Genomic DNA, 18242 nt, shown 5'->3' on the forward strand with positions numbered 1-18242 from the left:
CCGTCCGATGGTGGCGCGCGGCGCACGCGCGCGCGTCCGATGGCGGCCGGCCCGCGCCTGTGCGGCGGGCGGATGTGGATGTGCCGTTCGCCGCGGCAGCGGTGGACAGGCTTTGGCGGATGGCGGCGGGGGAAACGGCCTCGGCGTCACCCGACGCGGCGGCGCGCGCGGCCTGGGCCGACATGGTCTCCGCCGCGACGGAAGCCATCCGGCAGGGGCGGTATGAGAAGCTGGTGCTCGCCCGCGCGGCGGCGCGCCCTTGTCCCGAGGCGAACGTATGGCCGGCCATGGCGTACCTTTTGTCCGCTCAGCCGGGCCACGATGTGTTCGCGTGCAGTTTGGGCCGCCAAGGGGTGTTTCTCGGGGCGGCACCGGAGCGGCTGGTGGACGCAGCGGGATCGCGGGTGGTCGTGGATTGTCTGGCTGGGACCGCGCCGCGCGGCCCGGATGAGGAAACGGACGCCCGCTGGGCGAGCGAGCTCTTGGCGAGCCCGAAGCAGCGGGAGGAACACGCGATTCTCGTGCGATGGGTGCAGGAACGCCTGCGTCCGTGGTCGGTCCGGCTGTCCGCGCCTGCATCGCCCGCGTTGCGGCGTCTCCTCCACGTCCAGCATCTCTACACGCCGCTCGCGGTCGAACTGTCGCGTCGGCGGCACGTCCTCGAACTGGTGGATCGGCTGCATCCCACGCCGGCGGTCGCGGGGGTGCCGCAGGAAGCCGCGCTTCAGTTCATCGCTGCGCGCGAGGCGTGGCCGCGGGGTTGGTACGCGGGTCCCGTCGGCTGGTTTGGCCGCCAGGGGGACGGACGCTTCGCCGTCGCCCTGCGCAGTGCGTTGTGGCGCGGCGGGTGGGCGTACGTGTACGCAGGCGCCGGGATTGTCGCCACGTCCAATCCGGACCTGGAGTATGAGGAAACGGAATGGAAGATGGCGCCTGTCCTCGCGGCGCTGACATGGGCAGACCGGGGAGGCGATGGGGCATGACTGCGGAGAATCCGCACCTTGCCGCGGTCGTCGATTTTGTCGCCGCGCTGTACCAATCCGGGGTCCGGGACGTGTGCATCTCCCCGGGTTCACGCTCGACGCCGCTCGTCGTCTCGTTTGCCCGCCACGGCGGCTACCGGATCTGGACGCTGCTCGACGAGCGATCGGCCGGGTTTTTCGCGCTCGGCCTGGCGCGGGCGAGTGGTCGGCCGGTGGCGCTGCTCTGCACGTCGGGCACGGCGGCCGGGAACTATCTGCCTGCGCTCATGGAAGCGTGGGCAGACGGCGTCCCGCTCGTGGTCCTCACGGCCGACCGGCCGCCGGAGCTGTACGCCACGGGGAGCAACCAGACCGCTGACCAGCGCAAGCTGTACGGGCGCTATGTGAAACTCGACTTCGACATGCCGGTGCCGGACGGGGGGGAGATGTTGCGCCGCCACGCCAGGGCGACCGCGTGGCGGGCGGTGGCGGCGGCGCAGTCGTATCCGCCGGGGCCGGTCCATATCAACTGGCCGTTCCGCGAACCGCTGCTGCCTCCGCACCATGCGGCGGCGGGGGATGGTGCCCGCAACGGCGTGCCAGAGGCTGCGGACGGGCGCGGCGGGTTGGCCGCATGGTGGGGGCCGCAGCCGGTGCCGCCGGAAGCGGCGGTCGCACATGTCGCCCGGTTGGTCGCAGCGTCCCGCCGGCCGCTCATCGTCTGCGGCCCGCAGGATGACCCGCTGCTGCCGCCGGCTTTGCTGCGGTTGGCTGCGGCCGCGGGTGCCCCGGTTTTGGCCGATCCGCTCTCCCAGGTGCGCTCGTTCGCCGGCCGCGATGAGCACGTCATCTGTCACTACGACGTCTGGCTGCGCGCTGCGCGCTGGCGGGAGCGGCTGGCACCCGACCTGGTGCTGCGCGTGGGGGCGGCCCCGGTGTCCAAAGTGCTCGCGGAAAGCTTGGCAGCCTGGCCCGCGCGTCAGGTCGTGATCGACCCGGTGTTGCCTTGGCGGGACCCGTGGTTTGTGGCGACCGACGTGGTGACGGCCCATCCGGTGTCCACCATCGCGGAGGTGGCGGCGGCACTGCCGCCGGCCGCATCCGCGTGGTGGCGGCGCTGGCGGAGGGTGGACGAGGCCGCGCGGGCAGCCGTCCGCGCCGCACTGGCCACAAGCGGGTCGCGCATCGCGTTCGAAGGCCGTTTGTACGCCGAATTGGCCGACTGGCTGCCGGACGGCGCGGTGTTGTTCGTCGGCAACAGCATGCCGGTCCGCCACCTCGACGCGTACTTTGCCCCGCGGGCGGTCGGGCTGCGCGTCTTGGCGAACCGGGGTGTGAGCGGGATCGACGGGGTGGTGTCGAGTGCCGCCGGGGTGGCCGCGGCCGGGGTGGGACCGGTGGTGTTGGTCATCGGCGATGTCTCGTTCTATCACGATCTCGGCGCGTTGCACGCGGTGGTCCGTCATGGCTTGTCGCTCGTCGTCGTGCTGGTGAACAACCGTGGCGGCGGCATCTTCTCGTTTTTGCCGCAGCGGGCGCATCCGGACACGTTCTCCTTTTTCCGCACCGAACACGACGTGTCGTTTGCGCACGCCGTCGCGGCTTATGGCGGCCGTTACGCGCGCGTGGAAGACTGGGCGGCGCTGCGCCGCCAAATGGAACATGATCTGGCGGCCGGCGGCTTGTCCGTCATCGAGATTCCGACCGACGCGGAGCAAGACGTCGCCTGGCAAGCGGACGTGGTGCGTGCGGTCGCCGCAGCGCTTGCGGACGGGGAGGAGGGGGAGGGCGGCGGTGACGCTTGATTGGACGCCTGCGGACGTGCCCCCTGCTTCGCCCTGGGTCTCGGCCGGCTGGCTCACCGTGCGCGGGGTTCGCCTGTTCGTGCGCATGTGCGGGCACGGTCTGCCGCTTTTGTTGTTGCACGGGTTCACCCTGAGCGGAGACATGTGGCGCCATGTGGCCGGTTCGCTCGGGCGTCTGCGCACGTGCATCGCGGTTGACCAACTCGGCCACGGCGCGTCCTCCGCCCCCGACCAACCGGATCGCTACCGGATGGAAGAGGCCGTCGCCGATTTCGTGGCGCTGATGTCCGCACTGGGCCACGAGCGGTTCGACTGCCTCGGCTATTCGATGGGCGGGCGGATGGCGCTTGGACTGGCGATGGCCGCACCGGAACGCGTCCGCAGCCTGGTGCTGGAAAGTGCCTCTCCCGGATTGGCCGATCCGGCCGCGCGCGCGGCGCGCCGTGCCCACGACGAAGCGCTTGCGCGTTGGCTCGCGAGCGTGGGCATCGCGGCGTTTGTCGACGTGTGGGAGCGCCAGCCGCTGTTTGCGACCCAGGAAGGTGCGCCGGCGGCGGAGCGCGTCCGCATGCGCGCCATCCGCTTGGCGCAACGGCCGCACGGTTTGGCTTGCAGTTTGCGCGGCGCAGGCACAGGCGCACAGCCCTCGTATTGGGGTCGGCTGGCAGAATGGACTTCTCCCGTGTTGCTCATCACGGGTGCGAAAGACGAGAAGTTCACCCGAACGGCGGCGGCGATGGCGGCGCGCCTGCCGGCCGCGCGCCACGTGGTGGTGCCGGACGCCGGCCATGCGGTGCATCTGGAACAGCTGGCAGCCTATCTGGCGGCGGTGACGTCATTTCTGGAAGGCGGATGAGCCGACCTCGACCGTCGTCCCGCCCGTCGTGATGGCAGGGACCTTGGCGGACGCCGAGACGTCGAACTCGTCCCACATGCCGTTCATCGCGTGGCCCGGGACGGCGCACATCAACGCATAGCGCCCCGCCTTGTCGGCGGTGAACGAGAAGTGCTGCGTCCCGCCGGCGGCGGTGATGCCCACGGCCGGATTGGGGCTGGCGGCGCCAGGGAACGCGAGCTGCGGCAACTGCATCGCCGCCCGGTCTTTGTACGCCACAAAGGCGACGCTGTGCGGAATGTTCGGGTCCTTATTGCTGAACGCCACGTCCACCTTCCACCCGAGCGGGACGGTGATCTTGAGCTGGCCGTCGCTGTAGCCGTTGAAGTTCAACCCCTGCTTGTCCGGGGTGGCGGCGGCCGTCAGGGCGATGACGAGGGTGTGCGGTGATTTGCCGAGATGGTACCAAGCGGGTTGCGCCGCTGCGGGCGCCCCGCCGGTCGCGTTGCCGGCGGCGCTGCCGGTTGTCGTCTCGGAACCCGTGCTGGTCACGGACGTCGCCAGTTTCGGGTTCTTGGCCAAGTCGCGGTGGGTGATGTCGTTCGGCAAACCGAAGTAGGCGACCACCCAGATGACGATGCCCACCACGGCCCCCAACAGGGTGACCAAGGTGCCCACGGGAGAGAGTCTCATCCGTCGTCCTCCGTTTCTGCGCCCACGGCCGCTCGCCGCGAAGACGCGGCTGCAAACCCGGTTGCGTCTGCCTCTGTCCGCGGCCGCGGGCGTGCCGCGCGTTCTTTCGAATCGGTACACTCTTATAAGTATACTAACATCGGCGGCGGGGACAATAGCCCGCAGGGCGGCCGGCATGGGCAGAGTGGTGAATTGTCCGCAAATGTTTTATGCTAATGTCTGACCACCGTGGCGGCGATGGCTTCGGCTCGTCCGCCGGGCGCGGATGGGCCGGGCGCTTGGGCGGTGACGCGGAAACGAGCGCCAAGGACGGCTGTGCGAGAAAGGGGCGATGGCATGGCCAGGGTCTTGCTCTTGACGGCTTCGTTCGGCGACGGCCACAACCAGGCCGCGTTCGCTGTGGCGGAGGCCCTCGCGCAGGGAGGCGACGTGGTCAAAGTGGTCGATTACGTCGAGTGGTTGCATCCTGCGGTCCGTTCGTTCGCCAAGTTCAGTTTGCTCCAGGGGGTTCAGAAGGCGCCGGCATTATACGGTTTGTTTTATCGTTCGATGTCCAGGATTCATCCGACTTCGTCTTTACAGCGCCAACTGAACCATCTCGGCATGTCGCACATGAAGCGCTGGTTGGCCCAATTCCGCCCCGATGTGGTCGCGAGCACCTTTCCCACCCCGACCGGGGTGCTCTCGGAACTGCGCGGGATGCAGTACACCAGCGTGCGCAGTGCTGCCATCGTGACGGACTATACGGCGCACCGGCAGTGGGTGCAGGTGCACACGGATGCGTATTTCGTGGCGTCCGATTCGGTCAAACAGGAGCTGTTGGCATACGGTGTGCCGGAAGACCGGATTTTTGTGACCGGCATCCCGGTGCGCAGCCGTTTCGGTGAAGCGAGGGTCGAGGCGCTGCGGGCGATGCGCGACGAACTGCGGCGCCGGCACGGACTGCGCTCTGACCAGCCGCTCATCCTCATGATGGGAGGCGGCGCCGGGTTGTTCGGCGATATGCCGGCGTGGGAACAGGTGATGCAGGACCTGCCGGCTCAGTTCGTCATCATCTGCGGCCATAACGACAGGTTGCAGCGCAAGCTTGCCGGTTTGGCATCGGAGCGCATCCGGGTGTTGGGTTACACGCAGAACGTCGACGAATGGATGGCCATGGCGGATCTCCTCATCACCAAGGCGGGCGGCATCACGGTGACGGAGGCGCTCGCGATGGGGTTGCCCATGTTGTTGTATCGCCCCATCCCGGGCCAGGAGCGGGAAAACGCCCGTTTTGTCATCCGCGCCGGTGCCGCGCGCCTGGCGGAAGATGTGCGCAGTGCCACCCAGATCCTGCAGGAACTGGTGAGCCGCCCGGACGTATTGGCCGACATGCGGCGCCACGCATTGGCGCAACACGTACACGGCGGTGCAGAGCGGATTGCGGCCCATCTGCGCCGCTTGGCACAGTGGGCGCCGGTGCAGGAATCGCCGCAAAGCCGCCGTGATCGCATCATCCCCCGTTTCTCATAACGGGATGGGTGCAGAAGAAAGGGACCAAGCGCGTGCAGTGGCGGATATGGTTATGGACAGGGGCGGGTTTGCTGTTTTGCTGCGTGTTTCTGTACAGCGTCCTGCCCAACCTGGTGACCCGCGTCGCGCGGCGCGGTGTGATGTGGCGGGGGCCGGACGCGGCGGAGGTGGCGCTCACGTTCGATGACGGGCCGGATCCGCGGTATACACCGCGGGTACTGGACGGGTTGCGCGCCGCCGGGATCCGGGCGACGTTTTTTGTGTTGGCCGACAAGGCGTTGCGCCATCCGGACCTCATCCAGCGCATGATGCAAGACGGCCATCAGGTCGAGGTGCACGGGTTCACCCACGCCTTGGTGCCTTGCTTGGGCCCGCTGGCGAGCGCCCGCCAAGCGGCGGGCGCCGCGGACGCGTTGGCGGCTCGTTTCAATCTGCGCCCCCGTTTTTACCGGCCCACATGGGGGTTGTGCAACGCCGCGTCGCTTGTGTGGGCGCGCCGGCGCAGGTTGCGCGTCGTCACGTGGTCCGTCATGGTGGGGGATTGGCGGGGTGTCCCGGCTGACGAATTGGCCGCGCGCGTGTTGCGTCGGTTGCACCCGGGAGCCGTCATCGTCTTGCACGACAGCGACGAGACCCTGGGCGCCCGCCGCGGCGCGCCGGAGCAGGTCATCCGCATGCTGCCTCAGCTTGCGGCGCGGGTGCGGGCACAGGGATACCGGTTTGTTCGCCTGGACGATTGGGAGCCTGACGGCGCACGTGAAGGTGGAGGAGAGCCATGAGGGGACAGCGGGTCTTCACACATCTTTGGATGGCTTGGGAGCGGGTGTTCGCGTGGATGGCGCGCTTGCATCCGTTGCGGCCCGGCGAGCGGCACATGTTTTTCATCGCCAGGCGCCGTTACTTGGGGCATCCGTTCGTCGTCGACGGGGTGGAGGTGCGGCGGTTCGACCCTGTGCTTGAACTGCACATGAACAACGAGATCCTGATGGAAGGCTTGCGTGAGGGCGGACCGTTGTTCGGCGTGATCGTCAAGCTGCTCCAGGAAGCGAAACGTTCGCTGCCGGTTCTGGCGGAACGGGCGATGGATGAGGAGTTCCGCGATGTGCGCGTGTTGTACGGCGTGACGTTCATCCACCGGGGTGTCGAACGGATGGGTTTCACTTCCTTCCCCATCCGCAACCGGCTGTTATGCCGGCTGACGACCTGGTACCTGCACCAACTGTTGCGCATCGTGAACCCGCATGCCGATGAATTGCTCGCGACGCACGCCGATGCGTTCGTGCCGAAGGTGGTGGCCATCTCCAAAGCGCGGCTTGTGCAAATGTACGGGGCGGAAGGGAGGCGCGCGCCGGTCCCGGCGCCAGATCATGTGTCGCCGTGACGATGGACCGGTTCGGGTCCTGCTCCTGACCGCCCACTTCGGGGATGGCCACATGCGCGTGGCCGAGGCGCTGGCCGCGGCGTTGACCCACCGTGCGGCAAAGGTCCAGGTGATGGACGGATTTCGCGCGACGAACCGCTGGTTGGCGCGCTGCAATGAATGGGTGTATGAGGCGACGACACGGTGGACGCCTTGGCTGTACGGTGCCAGTTACCGGTTGACCAGAGGTCTGCCCCCCGACCATCTCTTTTGGCAGGTGTTGACGATCTCCTCGGGACGGGCGGTTCGGCGCGCGGTATTGGCGACGAAACCGGACTGGATCCTGCAGGTGTTCCCCGATCACGCCTTGGCCGCGCCTTGGTTCTCCGGTTTGCTTGCCGGGGACGGCACCGGTTGGCGGCCGCGCGTCGGCGTGGTGCTGACCGATTTCGCGATTCACCCGCACTGGTTCCACCGCCACGTGGACGTGTACTTTTTACCGCATGAGAACCTGATTCCGGCGGCGGCGCGTTGGCAAGAAGCGGGTTCGGCCACCGAGGTCTCGGGCATTCCGTTGCGGCCGCAATTTACAGAGCGGCATGACCCGCCGGTCTCCGAACCGTACGTCGTGGTGATGACCGGCGGCCGCGGTGTGTTGCCAGGATGGACCGAGGCGTTGCAGGTGCTGTTGAGCGAGCTTCCTGACCATGCGGTCTACGTGTTGTGCGGGCGCAACGAGGGCATGCGGGAGCGGGTGGCGCACCTCGGATGGCCGCGGGTCCATGCGGTGGGCTTCGTGGATCAGGTCGCCGCGTGGCTGCAGCACGCCGCGCTCGCGGTGGGCAAGGCGGGCGGCGTCTCGGTGGCCGAGGCGCTGGCAAGCGGTTGTCCGCAGGTGTTGTACCGGCCGCAGCCGGGGCAAGAGGCGGAGAACGCGGCCTGGGTCGAGCGGATGGGTGTCGGCCTGCGGGCGAACGACCCGAGCGAGCTGAGAAGCGCGATCGCGGCGCTGCGGCAACGGGGTTTGCGGAAAGGCATGGAAGCGGTATGCCGGGCGGCTGGTCGGCCGCAGGCGGCCGACCATGTGGCGGCGTACATCGTGTCGCGGGTGAACGGTTGACGCGGACGAAGGCCGCGGGACGCATTCCTGCGTCCGGCGGCAGGGAGATCCGCTTTCGCTTCCTTTACCCTTCTGCGAGTTGCCGGTATTGACCGCGGTAGTAGAGCAAGGGTGATTTCGATTCGTCCACGAACGTCCGTTCCACTTGTCCGATGTAGATAAAGTGGTCGCCGCCGTCCAACTCTTGCACCAGGCGGCACTCCAAGCTGGCGAGGGTGCCGTGCAGGACGGGAATGCCGGCGAGCCCCGGATGGTAGTCGACCTGGGCGAACTTGTCTTCCAAGCGGCTGGCGAAATGTTGGGACAAGTGCGCTTGGTCGCTGGCGAGGATGTTCACCGCAAAGGCGCCCGCAGACCGAAGGACGGCGCACGAAGACGAGCTTTTATCGATACATACGAGGATGTACGGGGGCTCTAAGGACAACGAACTGAATGCGGACACCGTCAACCCGGCCTTTTGTCCGCCGCTGGCAGTGGTGACGACGGTGACGCCGCTGGCAAACCGGCTGAGGGCTTGCCGAAACGCTTCGCTTGTGACGGGCATGATTCGACCTCCGTTCCAGAGCGGTCTGACCAACACCCCGTGTGCCTACCTTGTGCCGCCCGCTCGGGTGTCGGCCCTCGCGTTGCTGGCCTCGCCAGCCCTTCCATTGTAACAAATGGGGTTGTGCGCCCCAAACCATCCGTCCGATTCCCATGATTCTATGCACAGGGTCTTGAAGGGATGCAAGACCACCCGCTATAATGAGCCTCGTAGTTGTCGATGTCGCCACATGGTCCTTGGGCGCACGCGCGGACCGGCCGGCACGAGGCAGGAACGCATGAGGCTGGTTTCTGGTTCGCGCACATCACATCCGAACCCTGGGCGCCGGGGGCGGGGGACTTTTTTTCTTTGGGGCGAATCCGCGTTGTATCCAGTTTCGACGACGTATTCCCCGGAACACGTGGTAGGGAGCGGCAAGCCACTGCCCGAGCCCGTCAACTAACCTCGCAGGATGCAAAGGGGCTTGCAGGGTGAAACAAGGTGTTCGCTGTGTTCGTTGGGTGCTCGCGTCATCGGTGTGCACCGTGATGTTTCAAGGTACCGCTTGTGCCGCCACAGGGAGCGCGTCCGCAGCGCGATCCCACGCCACCGCCCTTCACGCCGCGCAGCCGGGCGGTCGGGCACGGCCGGTCACCAAACCGGATGAACGGGCGGTGCCGCAAGTCGTCACGGTGCGCAAAGGGGACACGCTGTGGTCCATCAGCAGGCGGTACGGGGTCTCGGTGCACCAGCTGGAACAGTGGAACGGGTTGACGGATCAGAGCGTGTTGCAGATTGGACAATCCATCATCGTCGGATGGGTTCGTGCCGCGGCCAAGGCGACAGCCAAGCCGACGCCTTCGCTCCTCAGTAGCCGCAGCGGCGGAACGGATGCGGAAGCGGGTGCCGCCGTGCTGGGGTTGCAGGTGGCGATGTATGCGGAACAGTTCATCGGCGCCCCGTACGCGTGGGGAGGAGAATCCGCCGCGAGCGGCTTCGACTGCTCCGGGCTGGTTCAGTTCGCGTTCGCCCATTTCGGCATCGCTTTGGGGAGGACGTCGTACGATCAATTCCACGCCGGGACGGCCGTCGAACGCGCGCAGCTGGCTCCCGGGGACCTGGTCTTCTTCGATACGTACGGCCCGGGCGCCTCGCACGTCGGAATTTACGTGGGGAACGGCCGGTTCGTCCACGCGGCGAGCGGCGGGGTGCGGACATCCAATCTGGACGATGCGTATTGGAGCGCGCATTACATCGGCGCGCGGCGCGTCGTCCCGGGTTGAAGGAATGACCGCGGGCGGGTGCCCTGACCGGGCGACCCGCCCGTAGGAATTTTTTTACTTTCTTTTTATATGGATGGGACGGGGACATGGCCACACGGGGCGTCCCATGCTGCCGGAACCGCTGACAGGCCGGCCGGCCGGTGCCGTTCACACCATCCGTACGGGAAGATGCCGAACGGCTCGAGGTGAAACACGGTCTGCATCACCGGCAGCGAGGGCGTGACGGGGATGAGCGCCCTGCACTTGGGACACCACGCCCACGGGCTGTCCATTGGGCGATCTCGATAGTCCACCAATCTGGTTCAACCTCACTCTGCCTGCAGAAATGGTCCCGCCCTCGGGGCGCAATCACAACAATCCAGAGCGTACCACAACCGTCGCGGCGAGTGCTGTCGAAGGGCGTCGACATCGAGATCAAATATTGGCCCGTCCGACATCTTGGTGGTCGTGGTGTTCGGCGCGGGCGGCCGCGCGCAACACGCGTTGCCAGTAGCGGAAACCGTCGACGTACAGGAACCACGCGATGGAGAGCAGCGCAGAAATGAGGATGAATGTCAGCGGATGGCCGGTGACCGGACCGACCACAAAGGTCAAAGCCTGCGCCTCGATGGATGTGAACAGGATCACGATGCCGAAGTGGCGGAATAACCAAGCCTGCCGCGAGGTCAACAGCATGCCCGACGTTCCGACCCGCTGGAGATCGCGTCCGACGGACGCTCCCTCCCCCGTCCCTTTCACGGTGCTGTCGGTTTTGACCAACACACGGCTGAAGATGTAAAGCAGCGCCGCAATCCATCCCCAAGGTGCGACGTGATCGAGCGCATCCTGTCCCATCAAAAGGGCGATGAGCAGGACGGGTTTTTTGATCTCGTCGAACGTATGGTCGATCCAGTGACCCAAAGGGGACGCCAGGTTCTTTTTGCGCGCCACATAGCCGTCCGCACAGTCCAAGATGTACGAGAGTTGAAAGGAGAGGGCACCGAGGATCAAGGACACGTGGTCACCCCGGTAGAAGAAGGCGGCCGCGACGAAGGCGACGAGCAGGGACAACACGGAGATGGTGTTCGGCGTCAGCCGCGTTTTGCACAGCCATTCGGAAAGCGGGACGGACAGAGGCAGGGTGAAGTACGTGTCCCACGGCTTCGGAAAGCGGATGTAGGGATTGTTTGCACAACGGAAAAAATACGTATCCTCGAACCGCACAGCAGAACCTCCCAGGGCGGTGCCGCGCCAGGTTCCGGTGCATCCTCGCGGCGTCCGCCGCGGGTGCGGGGAACCGCGGATGAAGGCTCATCCTCATGATGGCTCATCCCATCATGGCTTCTCCCACGCGGATTTACGAATTTCACAAGAGAATTTCACAATGTATTCACATCATAGCTCGTCGCTGCCGTGTGGTCAATCTGTCGTGCGGCACAGGGGGACCGGTGAGGGGACAAACCGGTGAGAAGACATAGAAGGATAAAGGCCTCGCCATAGCCCGGCGAGGCCGTACCGAAAACGTTTCGTCTGCGTGGTGCGGTCGAGAGGACTTGAACCTCCACCCAGTCGCCTGGACAAGAACCTGAATCTTGCGCGTCTGCCAATTCCGCCACGACCGCATGAAAAAGACCGGACGACGGACCTGCACGGCACGCCCTGCGGCAGCGAAAAACCAACATGGTGCGGTCGAGAGGACTTGAACCTCCACCCAGTTGCCTGGACAAGAACCTGAATCTTGCGCGTCTGCCAATTCCGCCACGACCGCAAGCAAACCGTGTCTCACGGGTGTTGGCCCGTCGTTCCGTGCCAGCGCGGCGCGTGTTCACCGCCGACGCGGGGTCATTATAACACGCACGGGGGTGGTTTTCAACCCCGTGTGCCTGTTAGAGTAGGGAGGGGGTCAAACACCCCGTGGCGCACGTACGCAGACACCCCCGGTTACTCGTGTTCAACCCCGTGTGCACGATGCCGCGCGGCGCGGTCGGCGTCATGGGCCGGCAGCACACGGGTTCATCCGGACGACGGCGGGGACAAGGAGGAAGATGGTGCGTGAAAGTGACCAAGATGCACGGGTTGGGCAACAGCTACATCTATGTGAGCGAATTTGAAGAGCAACTGCGCGAAGAGGAACTGGCCCCGTTGGCGGTGGCGGTCAGCGATGTCCGCAAAGGCATCGGGTCGGACGGCCTCATCCTCATCGGCCCGTCCCGGGTCGCAGATGTGCGCATGCGCATCTTCAACGCCGACGGCTCCGAGGCGGAGAACTGTGGCAACGGGGTCCGCTGCGTCGCCAAATACGCGTACGAACACGGGTATGTGCACAAGACCCATTTCACCGTCGAGGTGAAGTCCGGCATCGTCGAAGCGTTCGTGCACCCGGATGCAGACGGATTGGTCCGTACGGTGACGGTCGACATGGGGCAAGCCCGTTTCGGTGCTTCCGCGGTCGGCTACACCGGCCAGGATGAGGACGGGGATGCTGTGCTCGACATCGACGGCGTCGCCTACCGGGGGACGCTCGTCTCTGTGGGCAATCCGCACTTTGTTTCGTTTGTGGCCGACGCCGCCTCGTTCCCCGTCGCCGAGGTGGGGCCGCGCATCGAACGCCACCCGGATTTCCCGCAGCGGATCAACGTGGAGTTCGTGACGCCGCGCGGTCCGTCCGAGCTCGACTTCCGTGTTTGGGAGCGTGGTTCCGGCATCACGTTCGCCTGCGGCACCGGCGCCTGCGCCAGTGTGGCGGCTGGTGTGCGCAAGGGGCTGCTCGACCGGCGCGTCACCGTGCACCTGTTGGGAGGGGATTTGGAAATTGAGCTGCAAGGCGAGCGGATCTGGATGACCGGGGAAGCGGTGACCGTGCTGACCGGGGATTACGCCTGGCCGCGGGGTTGAGCCCCGCGCAAGAATGCCAGCGCCAACCAGGCGACGACACCCGCCGCAACCGCCATCGCCAACAATCCCACGGCGAAGACAAACGCGGTGAGGACGGTGCCGCCGAGGAAGAGCACGAGGGCACGCCCGCGCCCGCAGTGGAAGACGCGGCCGTAGCCGTCGGTCACAAGCCACAGGCTGCGCCCGGCGGTCGCGACGGCCAAAGCCGTGCCGAGGCAGAAGGACCAGGGTGCAGGGACCGCGATGCAAAACGCGGCCAGCGCCAGATAAGGCTGCAGGGCCATCACGCTCGTGAGGACGTTGAGCATGCGCAGGCGCTGGCCGCGGACCTGGAAGATGTTCGTCGTCATCACGTGCGCCACGAGGGTGTAGAGGCGAAACCATCCGTAACCGGCGGGCCAAGCGGCCGCGACGCAGACGATGTACCAACCCGCGCCGCTTGGCCACGCCCGGGTTCGCTCGACCCACGTCCAGGCGCAGGCCGCGCTCCAACACAGCACCGCCCACAGGCAGTACCCCCACGCACGGGACTTTGCGGCGGGCAGCGGCATGTCCAACGCGGTCAGCAGAGGTTCGTTGTCCCGCCACAAACGCAAGCCTGCTCGCCAAAAATCGGCGAACCACGTTCGCATGCTGGCCATCCCCTTTCTCAGCCGCTTGCCGTCGCGGTTACTCCGGCATGCGCGGGGTGTATGCGACGAGGGTGACGCCGAGCAGGATGACCAATACCCCGACCCAGCGCGTCCAGGGCACGCTCTCGTGCAGGACGTAGCGGGAGACGAACAGGCCGAAGGCGTACGACACACTCTGCAACGGATAAGCGAGGCTGAGCGGCACGCGCGAGAGGACATAGAACCACACCAGCGTGGCGACGACGTAGAGCGACAAGCCGAGGATGGTCCAACCGTTGGCGAGGAGTGCGGCCAAATGGGACAGGGAAAACCCCCCGCTCTGGGCGATGCCCCACTTGAAGCACACCTGGCCGAAGACAAGCAGACAGACGTTGAGCAGAATGACGGCGTAGATCATGGCAGGTCCCCTTCTCTGCCGCGTGCTTCCGGCGCGCCGGCGCCTTCTCGTCCGCGCGCTGTCCCGCCGTCAGGCAGGCGTCGCTCCAATTCCTGGATGCGGTGTTCCGCGATGGCGAGTTCTTGCGTCAGGCGGATGACGCGATCGGCCAGCTTCGACAACGCGACGGTGATGTGCAGAAGCAGGGCGAACGCGCAGAAACTGCTGAAGAGGAACAGAAGGGACGGTGCGTAGTAGACCCCGAACCAGTCGGCGAGCGTACGCAAAAGGCGCGGGCTGGCGGAGAGGACGAGCATCGCCAGGCCGAGGCCCAGCCACAAGAGCGAGTACTGCTCGCGCAGGGCGCCGCGCCGGACCAACTCGACCACAAACAGGACGAAGAACAGGCTGAACAGGACGGCCACCAGATAGATTGGGACGCTCACCTTCATTCTCCTTTCCCATCCGCAGCCGTTACGAACTGCGCCGGACGCGGCGCGCCGCGTTCATCAGGAGGCTGAGCAGCACCTTGACCATATAGTACATGCTGCGAAACGGGGTGATGGACGACCGACCGCCGCCGCGCTCGCGCATGTGCACCGACACTTCACGGATGCGGAACCCGTGCTTGTGCAGGTACACCAGCGACTCGGGTTCCGGATAGTCGGTCGGGTACCAACGGGCAAACAGTTCGATCACGCTGCGGTTCGCCGCCCGGTACCCGGAGGTGGTGTCTTTGATGGGGTATCCGACCAGCAAGCGGACGACCGCCGCCAGCACAATCATCCCCAACCGGCGCATCACGGTGGAGCGGTACGGCGTCTGTTCGACGTACCTGGACCCGACCACAAGGTCGACCGGTTCGCCCGCGAGCAGCGGCGCCAACAGTTTCGGCAAATCGGCTGGATCGTGCTGCCCGTCGGCGTCCAGCTGGACGGCGATATCGTATCCGTACCGCGCCGCGTACCGGTAGCCGGTCTGGACCGCGCCGCCGATGCCGAGGTTGACCGGCAGCGTGATGACGCGCGCGCCGGCCTGCGCGGCGACATGCGCGGTGTCGTCCGTCGATCCGTCGTTGACGACCAACACGTCGACCGGCTGCGGTTGACGCCGGATCTCCGCAATCACCTTGCCGATGACCGCCGCTTCGTTGTAGGCGGGGATGATGATGAGGATGCGCGGTCTCACAGCGTCCGTCCCCCCTTTCGCGCCAAGATCCAATCCCGTCCCGTCTGCACCAAGTACGCCGTTCCCATGAAAAAGAGGGGCATGAGCGGATACACATAGCGATTGACGGGGATGAACGGCAGTTGCACCACCACGAAGAACGCGGCAAGCACCGCGAACCACCGAACGGCTCGCTGGCGCCAACACCCGAGGCACAGACCGGCGCAGCCGAGAAACACCCACACCAGGTGCAGCGCGTTCAAGGCATTGATGAGCCACAGGCGCGACGGATGGGGCGGAAACCAGGGCTTGGTGAACAGGTCGTGCAGTTTGCCCACAGTGTACCATCGCAACGCCTGCCACGGGTGATGGGTGAACTGGTCCTTGATCCGCTGCAGGGCAAGGTGCTTTTGTTGGTCTGAAGTCAAGCCGCGCCCCAGGTCGGGATCGTGCTGGTAGTTGGGGTCGGTCCCGTACAGCAGCGGATTGCCGATCTCGGTGTCGCTGAGGACGAGCCGGTGCAAGACCCGCGCATTGCGCACCCACCATGGCCACAGCGGCAACACGAACCCGGCCGTGTGCCAAAGCCCGCCGGCCACGGCTTGCCGGATCCGGCGCGACGGCCCGTGGACCACGGCGAGATAGACCCAGGCAGCCGCCACCAGCGGGAAGACGGTCGGGCGGACCAATCCGGTCAGTCCGAGGGCGACCCCTGCGCCAGCCCATGCGGCGGGCGTTCCACGCTGCACGGCCCGCAAGAACGCCCAGGCGAAGGCATAGAGCAGGAAGGTGTACAGCGGTTCGGTCAACAACTGGGTACTCGCCCACCATGAGGGAGGATAGATCACCCAGAGCAGGGCGGCCAGCACCGCGAAGCGTCGTCGCATCGCTGCGCGCGCCATGGCGTATATCCAGCCGGTGGTCAGTGCGGAGAGTACCGCCTGCACCATCACGGCCCAGGTCCGCATCGCCGCCGTGCTGCCGTGGAACCAACGGGCGAGCTGGTAACAACCGGCGAGGAACAGCGGATAACCGGGGGTTACGTACGCATCCGGCGCACCGCCCCAGAAGCTGAACACGTGCCGGTCGAGCAGGCGGAGGGCCGCGGCGTCATAATGAATCATGTCGCCGTACAGTGCCACATGGCGGCCGTGGTACGCGTACCCCAAGCGAACGCTGGCGGCGAGGAGCACGAGCACCACGACCACCCACCGTTCGCTGCCGCCCGCGGGGGCTTGTTCGAACGTCCGTCGGAACACGCTGGTTTGCAAAAGACCCAAATGCGTTCACCCTTCGCCCAGTCGACCGGCCGCGGCCGGACCGCGATGCCTGTCCGTCGTGTCGTCTGTCCACGGTGTCTATCCGTTCTTCATGCCGATCTTACTTGCTTGTCCAGGCGGGATCAACAACGGATGCGGCCTGGCGCGTGCACGGGCTGTATAATGGGTGAAGCCGCACTTGCTGCAGGAGGGGAACAGCATGACCATGCAAACGGCGCCGGTTTGGCGCGGGCCATGGCGGTTGGCTTTGCTTGACTTGGATGGGACGCTTTACCGGGGTGATCAGGTGATTCCCGGGGCGCCGGCGTTCGTCGCGCGCCTCCGCGCCCAGGGCATTCAGCCGGTCTTCTTCACGAACAATGCCAGCAAGACGCCGCAGCAAGTGGCCCACAAACTGGTGGCGCTCGGGATTGAGGCGTCCGCCGACGAGGTCTGTACGTCCGCCCAAGCGGCGGCGGCGTGGATCCGCGACGAGGTGGGTCCCGGCGCCCGCGTGGCGTTCGTGGGCATGGATGGGTTGGCCTGCGCGCTGGCGGAAGCCGGACTGGCGGGCGTGCCGATGCGGGACCCTGCGAGCGCGGAGGCGGTCGGACGTTGTGCCGCGGCCGTGATGGGATTGGATACGCGCGTGACGTACCAGGAGTTGGCGCGGTTCTGCCGGCATGTCTCCGCCCTCGGCCGCTTCGTGTTGACCAACGCTGACCCGCGCCTGCCGGTGGAGGACGCGTTTCACCCTGGCAACGGCGCCCTCGGGGCGTTGGTCACGACGACCACCGGGATTGAACCGGTCGTCATCGGCAAACCGTCGGTGCGGTTTGTCGAGTTCGCGCTGCGGCGTTTCGGCGCGCGGCCGGAGGAAGCGGTCATCATCGGCGACAACCTGGCCACGGACATCGCCGCCGGCCGCCAGGCGGGCGTGTACGCCATTCAGGTGCTGACGGGCGTGCCCGATGCGCGCGACGACCAGGGTGTGTGGACACCGGATGCGCGCGTCGCATCGGTGGCCGATCTGCTCCTGTGAACGGGTAACCATGATGGGCAAGCCTTGCCTGGGACAGATCTAGCGTGTATAATCGGGTTGCGTGCGGATGTGGACTCTAGATGTAGTGCCGTTGCGGAAGGTGGTCTCCGCGCGCGGGCGTTTGCGGCCGCGCGGGTGCCTGCGCCGCGGCAGGCGGACGCATTTCGTCGCGCACGCGGACATCGGAGCCGGCGTGGCCGGGAGGGGGGAAGACGATGCGCTGTCCCTACTGCGGCGCGGACAACTCCCGCGTCCTCGAGTCGCGCACGAGCGAGGACGGCACGACGATTCGCCGCCGCCGCGAGTGCAGCAGCCCGGCGTGCGGACGGAGGTTCACCACATATGAACGGGTCGAACAACGCCCGCTCATGGTGATTAAGAAGAACCAGGACCGGGAGGAGTTTTCGCACGAGAAGCTGTTTCGCGGGTTGGCGAAGGCGTGCGAGAAGCGTCCCATCCCGGTTGAACAACTGGAATCGCTGGTCAATCAGATTGAACGCGAACTGCGGCTCGAGTATGAACGCGAGGTGCCGTCGTCCGCGATTGGTGAGCGCGTGATGGAGGCGTTGCGCAAGCTGGACGGCGTGGCGTACGTCCGTTTCGCCAGCGTGTACCGGGAGTTTCGCGATGTCGAAACGCTGGCGCGGGAAGTGATGGCGCTTTTGCGCGACGCGCCGGAGCGCGGGCGGACGGAAGCGCCCGGCAAGGCAGAAGGGCAGGTGGCGCCGGATGGGCAGAGGAGGCCGGGGGTTTCGCCTGAAACCGACGCGTGATTGCGCGAAAGTATGCTGAAGATTCG

19 protein-coding genes, 2 tRNA genes and 1 riboswitch are annotated in these 18242 nt (G+C 66.3%); of the genes, 11 read left to right on the plus strand and 10 right to left on the minus strand.

The window, feature by feature from the left end:
- The 3 genes from IEX97_RS09630 to menH form a co-directional block, all read left to right on the plus strand.
- Nucleotides 1-983: isochorismate synthase (locus tag IEX97_RS09630; protein WP_188882666.1), on the plus strand; the 983-nt coding region annotated here is incomplete at its 5' end.
- Nucleotides 980-2767 (plus strand): 2-succinyl-5-enolpyruvyl-6-hydroxy-3-cyclohexene-1-carboxylic-acid synthase, encoded by a 1788-nt coding sequence (gene menD, locus IEX97_RS09635; RefSeq protein WP_188882667.1) that lies wholly within the window; start codon nucleotides 980-982, stop codon nucleotides 2765-2767. The genes IEX97_RS09630 and menD, both read left to right, overlap by 4 nt.
- A complete protein-coding gene (gene menH / locus IEX97_RS09640; RefSeq protein WP_373289433.1) occupies nucleotides 2757-3623 on the plus strand; it encodes a 2-succinyl-6-hydroxy-2,4-cyclohexadiene-1-carboxylate synthase in 867 nt (288 codons plus the stop codon). The genes menD and menH overlap by 11 nt, the downstream gene beginning before the upstream one ends.
- On the opposite strand, the gene IEX97_RS09645 is transcribed toward menH, so the two are convergent.
- The gene (locus IEX97_RS09645; RefSeq protein WP_188882668.1) at nucleotides 3603-4295 is read right to left on the minus strand and encodes a sulfocyanin-like copper-binding protein; all 693 of its coding nucleotides are present in this window, start codon (nucleotides 4293-4295) and stop codon (nucleotides 3603-3605) included. The two genes, menH and IEX97_RS09645, sit on opposite strands and share 21 nt — an antisense overlap.
- A 336-nt stretch (nucleotides 4296-4631) precedes the next feature.
- Here IEX97_RS09645 and IEX97_RS09650 point away from each other — a divergent pair, with 336 nt between their 5' ends.
- Genes IEX97_RS09650 through IEX97_RS09665 form a run of 4 tightly spaced genes read left to right on the plus strand, consistent with a single transcriptional unit; the run spans nucleotide 4632 to nucleotide 8287 of the window.
- The gene (locus IEX97_RS09650; protein ID WP_188882669.1) at nucleotides 4632-5807 is read left to right on the plus strand and encodes an MGDG synthase family glycosyltransferase; all 1176 of its coding nucleotides are present in this window, start codon (nucleotides 4632-4634) and stop codon (nucleotides 5805-5807) included.
- 8 nt (nucleotides 5808-5815) lie between these two features.
- Nucleotides 5816-6586, plus strand: coding sequence for a polysaccharide deacetylase family protein (locus tag IEX97_RS09655; protein WP_229776756.1), 771 nt, complete (start codon nucleotides 5816-5818; stop codon nucleotides 6584-6586).
- The gene (locus tag IEX97_RS09660) at nucleotides 6583-7188 is read left to right on the plus strand and encodes a YkoP family protein (RefSeq protein WP_188882670.1); all 606 of its coding nucleotides are present in this window, start codon (nucleotides 6583-6585) and stop codon (nucleotides 7186-7188) included. The genes IEX97_RS09655 and IEX97_RS09660 overlap by 4 nt, the downstream gene beginning before the upstream one ends.
- A gap of 52 nt (nucleotides 7189-7240) precedes the next feature.
- Nucleotides 7241-8287: an MGDG synthase family glycosyltransferase gene (locus IEX97_RS09665; protein ID WP_188882672.1), complete on the plus strand. Its 1047-nt coding sequence runs from the start codon at nucleotides 7241-7243 to the stop codon at nucleotides 8285-8287.
- Between the two features lie 64 nt (nucleotides 8288-8351).
- On the opposite strand, the gene IEX97_RS09670 is transcribed toward IEX97_RS09665, so the two are convergent.
- On the minus strand, nucleotides 8352-8831 hold the full coding sequence (locus tag IEX97_RS09670) for a flavin reductase family protein (RefSeq protein WP_188882674.1): 480 nt from the start codon (nucleotides 8829-8831) through the stop codon (nucleotides 8352-8354).
- Nucleotides 8832-9129: 298 nt separating this feature from the next.
- Nucleotides 9130-9299, plus strand: a riboswitch (cyclic di-AMP (ydaO/yuaA leader).
- A 2-nt stretch (nucleotides 9300-9301) separates the two neighbouring features.
- On the opposite strand from IEX97_RS09670, the gene IEX97_RS09675 reads away from it, so the two are divergent.
- Nucleotides 9302-10093 carry a C40 family peptidase gene (locus tag IEX97_RS09675; RefSeq protein WP_188882675.1) on the plus strand — a complete coding sequence of 264 codons (792 nt, stop codon included), beginning with the start codon at nucleotides 9302-9304 and terminating at the stop codon, nucleotides 10091-10093.
- Nucleotides 10094-10507: 414 nt separating this feature from the next.
- Here the strand turns inward: IEX97_RS09675 and IEX97_RS09680 are convergent, their stop codons facing one another.
- From IEX97_RS09680 to IEX97_RS09690, 3 genes are all read right to left on the minus strand, one after another.
- The gene (locus IEX97_RS09680; protein WP_188882676.1) at nucleotides 10508-11296 is read right to left on the minus strand and encodes a CDP-alcohol phosphatidyltransferase family protein; all 789 of its coding nucleotides are present in this window, start codon (nucleotides 11294-11296) and stop codon (nucleotides 10508-10510) included.
- Between the two features lie 311 nt (nucleotides 11297-11607).
- Nucleotides 11608-11694, minus strand: a tRNA-Leu gene (locus IEX97_RS09685).
- A gap of 59 nt (nucleotides 11695-11753) precedes the next feature.
- Nucleotides 11754-11840, minus strand: a tRNA-Leu gene (locus IEX97_RS09690).
- A gap of 284 nt (nucleotides 11841-12124) precedes the next feature.
- Here IEX97_RS09690 and dapF point away from each other — a divergent pair.
- Entirely contained in the window at nucleotides 12125-12967 is an 843-nt protein-coding gene (gene dapF, locus IEX97_RS09695) for a diaminopimelate epimerase (protein WP_188882677.1), read from the plus strand.
- Here dapF and IEX97_RS09700 read toward each other — a convergent pair.
- The 5 genes from IEX97_RS09700 to IEX97_RS13600 are packed head-to-tail and all read right to left on the minus strand — an operon-like array spanning nucleotide 12946 to nucleotide 16422.
- Nucleotides 12946-13599, minus strand: a complete 654-nt coding sequence (locus IEX97_RS09700) for a hypothetical protein (protein WP_188882679.1) — start codon at nucleotides 13597-13599, stop codon at nucleotides 12946-12948. The genes dapF and IEX97_RS09700 overlap by 22 nt on opposite strands.
- Nucleotides 13600-13636: 37 nt before the next feature.
- Nucleotides 13637-13996 carry an EamA family transporter gene (locus IEX97_RS09705; RefSeq protein WP_188882681.1) on the minus strand — a complete coding sequence of 120 codons (360 nt, stop codon included), beginning with the start codon at nucleotides 13994-13996 and terminating at the stop codon, nucleotides 13637-13639.
- A complete protein-coding gene (locus tag IEX97_RS09710) occupies nucleotides 13993-14421 on the minus strand; it encodes a DUF2304 domain-containing protein (RefSeq protein ID WP_229776758.1) in 429 nt (142 codons plus the stop codon). The genes IEX97_RS09705 and IEX97_RS09710 overlap by 4 nt, the downstream gene beginning before the upstream one ends.
- A 28-nt stretch (nucleotides 14422-14449) precedes the next feature.
- Nucleotides 14450-15163, minus strand: a complete 714-nt coding sequence (locus tag IEX97_RS09715) for a glycosyltransferase family 2 protein (RefSeq protein ID WP_229776760.1) — start codon at nucleotides 15161-15163, stop codon at nucleotides 14450-14452.
- Nucleotides 15160-16422: a glycosyltransferase family 39 protein gene (locus tag IEX97_RS13600; protein WP_229776762.1), complete on the minus strand. Its 1263-nt coding sequence runs from the start codon at nucleotides 16420-16422 to the stop codon at nucleotides 15160-15162. The genes IEX97_RS09715 and IEX97_RS13600 overlap by 4 nt, the downstream gene beginning before the upstream one ends.
- A gap of 199 nt (nucleotides 16423-16621) precedes the next feature.
- Here IEX97_RS13600 and IEX97_RS09720 point away from each other — a divergent pair, with 199 nt between their 5' ends.
- Nucleotides 16622-17443, plus strand: coding sequence for an HAD-IIA family hydrolase (locus tag IEX97_RS09720; RefSeq protein WP_188882685.1), 822 nt, complete (start codon nucleotides 16622-16624; stop codon nucleotides 17441-17443).
- Nucleotides 17444-17658: 215 nt separating this feature from the next.
- Complete coding sequence (nrdR, locus tag IEX97_RS09725) at nucleotides 17659-18216, plus strand: transcriptional regulator NrdR (protein WP_188882687.1); 558 nt, start codon at nucleotides 17659-17661, stop codon at nucleotides 18214-18216.
- The last annotated feature ends 26 nt before the right edge of the window (nucleotides 18217-18242 follow it).

Origin of the sequence: Paenalicyclobacillus cellulosilyticus, from assembly GCF_014647315.1 — a bacterium.
GTDB classification, from domain to species: domain Bacteria; phylum Bacillota; class Bacilli; order Alicyclobacillales; family Alicyclobacillaceae; genus Alicyclobacillus_J; species Alicyclobacillus_J cellulosilyticus.

What these genes read in the sequence shown, in the direction of transcription:
- IEX97_RS09700 (WP_188882679.1), bottom strand. Translation starts at nt 13,599, where the DNA reads ATGCGAACGTGGTTCGCCGATTTTTGGCGAGCAGGCTTGCGTTTGTGG.
- IEX97_RS09650 (WP_188882669.1), top strand. Translation starts at nt 4,632, where the DNA reads ATGGCCAGGGTCTTGCTCTTGACGGCTTCGTTCGGCGACGGCCACAAC.
- IEX97_RS09665 (WP_188882672.1), top strand. Translation starts at nt 7,241, where the DNA reads ATGCGCGTGGCCGAGGCGCTGGCCGCGGCGTTGACCCACCGTGCGGCA.
- IEX97_RS09645 (WP_188882668.1), bottom strand. Translation starts at nt 4,295, where the DNA reads ATGAGACTCTCTCCCGTGGGCACCTTGGTCACCCTGTTGGGGGCCGTG.
- menD (WP_188882667.1), top strand. Translation starts at nt 980, where the DNA reads ATGACTGCGGAGAATCCGCACCTTGCCGCGGTCGTCGATTTTGTCGCC.
- IEX97_RS09720 (WP_188882685.1), top strand. Translation starts at nt 16,622, where the DNA reads ATGACCATGCAAACGGCGCCGGTTTGGCGCGGGCCATGGCGGTTGGCT.
- IEX97_RS09705 (WP_188882681.1), bottom strand. Translation starts at nt 13,996, where the DNA reads ATGATCTACGCCGTCATTCTGCTCAACGTCTGTCTGCTTGTCTTCGGC.
- nrdR (WP_188882687.1), top strand. Translation starts at nt 17,659, where the DNA reads ATGCGCTGTCCCTACTGCGGCGCGGACAACTCCCGCGTCCTCGAGTCG.
- IEX97_RS09660 (WP_188882670.1), top strand. Translation starts at nt 6,583, where the DNA reads ATGAGGGGACAGCGGGTCTTCACACATCTTTGGATGGCTTGGGAGCGG.
- IEX97_RS09670 (WP_188882674.1), bottom strand. Translation starts at nt 8,831, where the DNA reads ATGCCCGTCACAAGCGAAGCGTTTCGGCAAGCCCTCAGCCGGTTTGCC.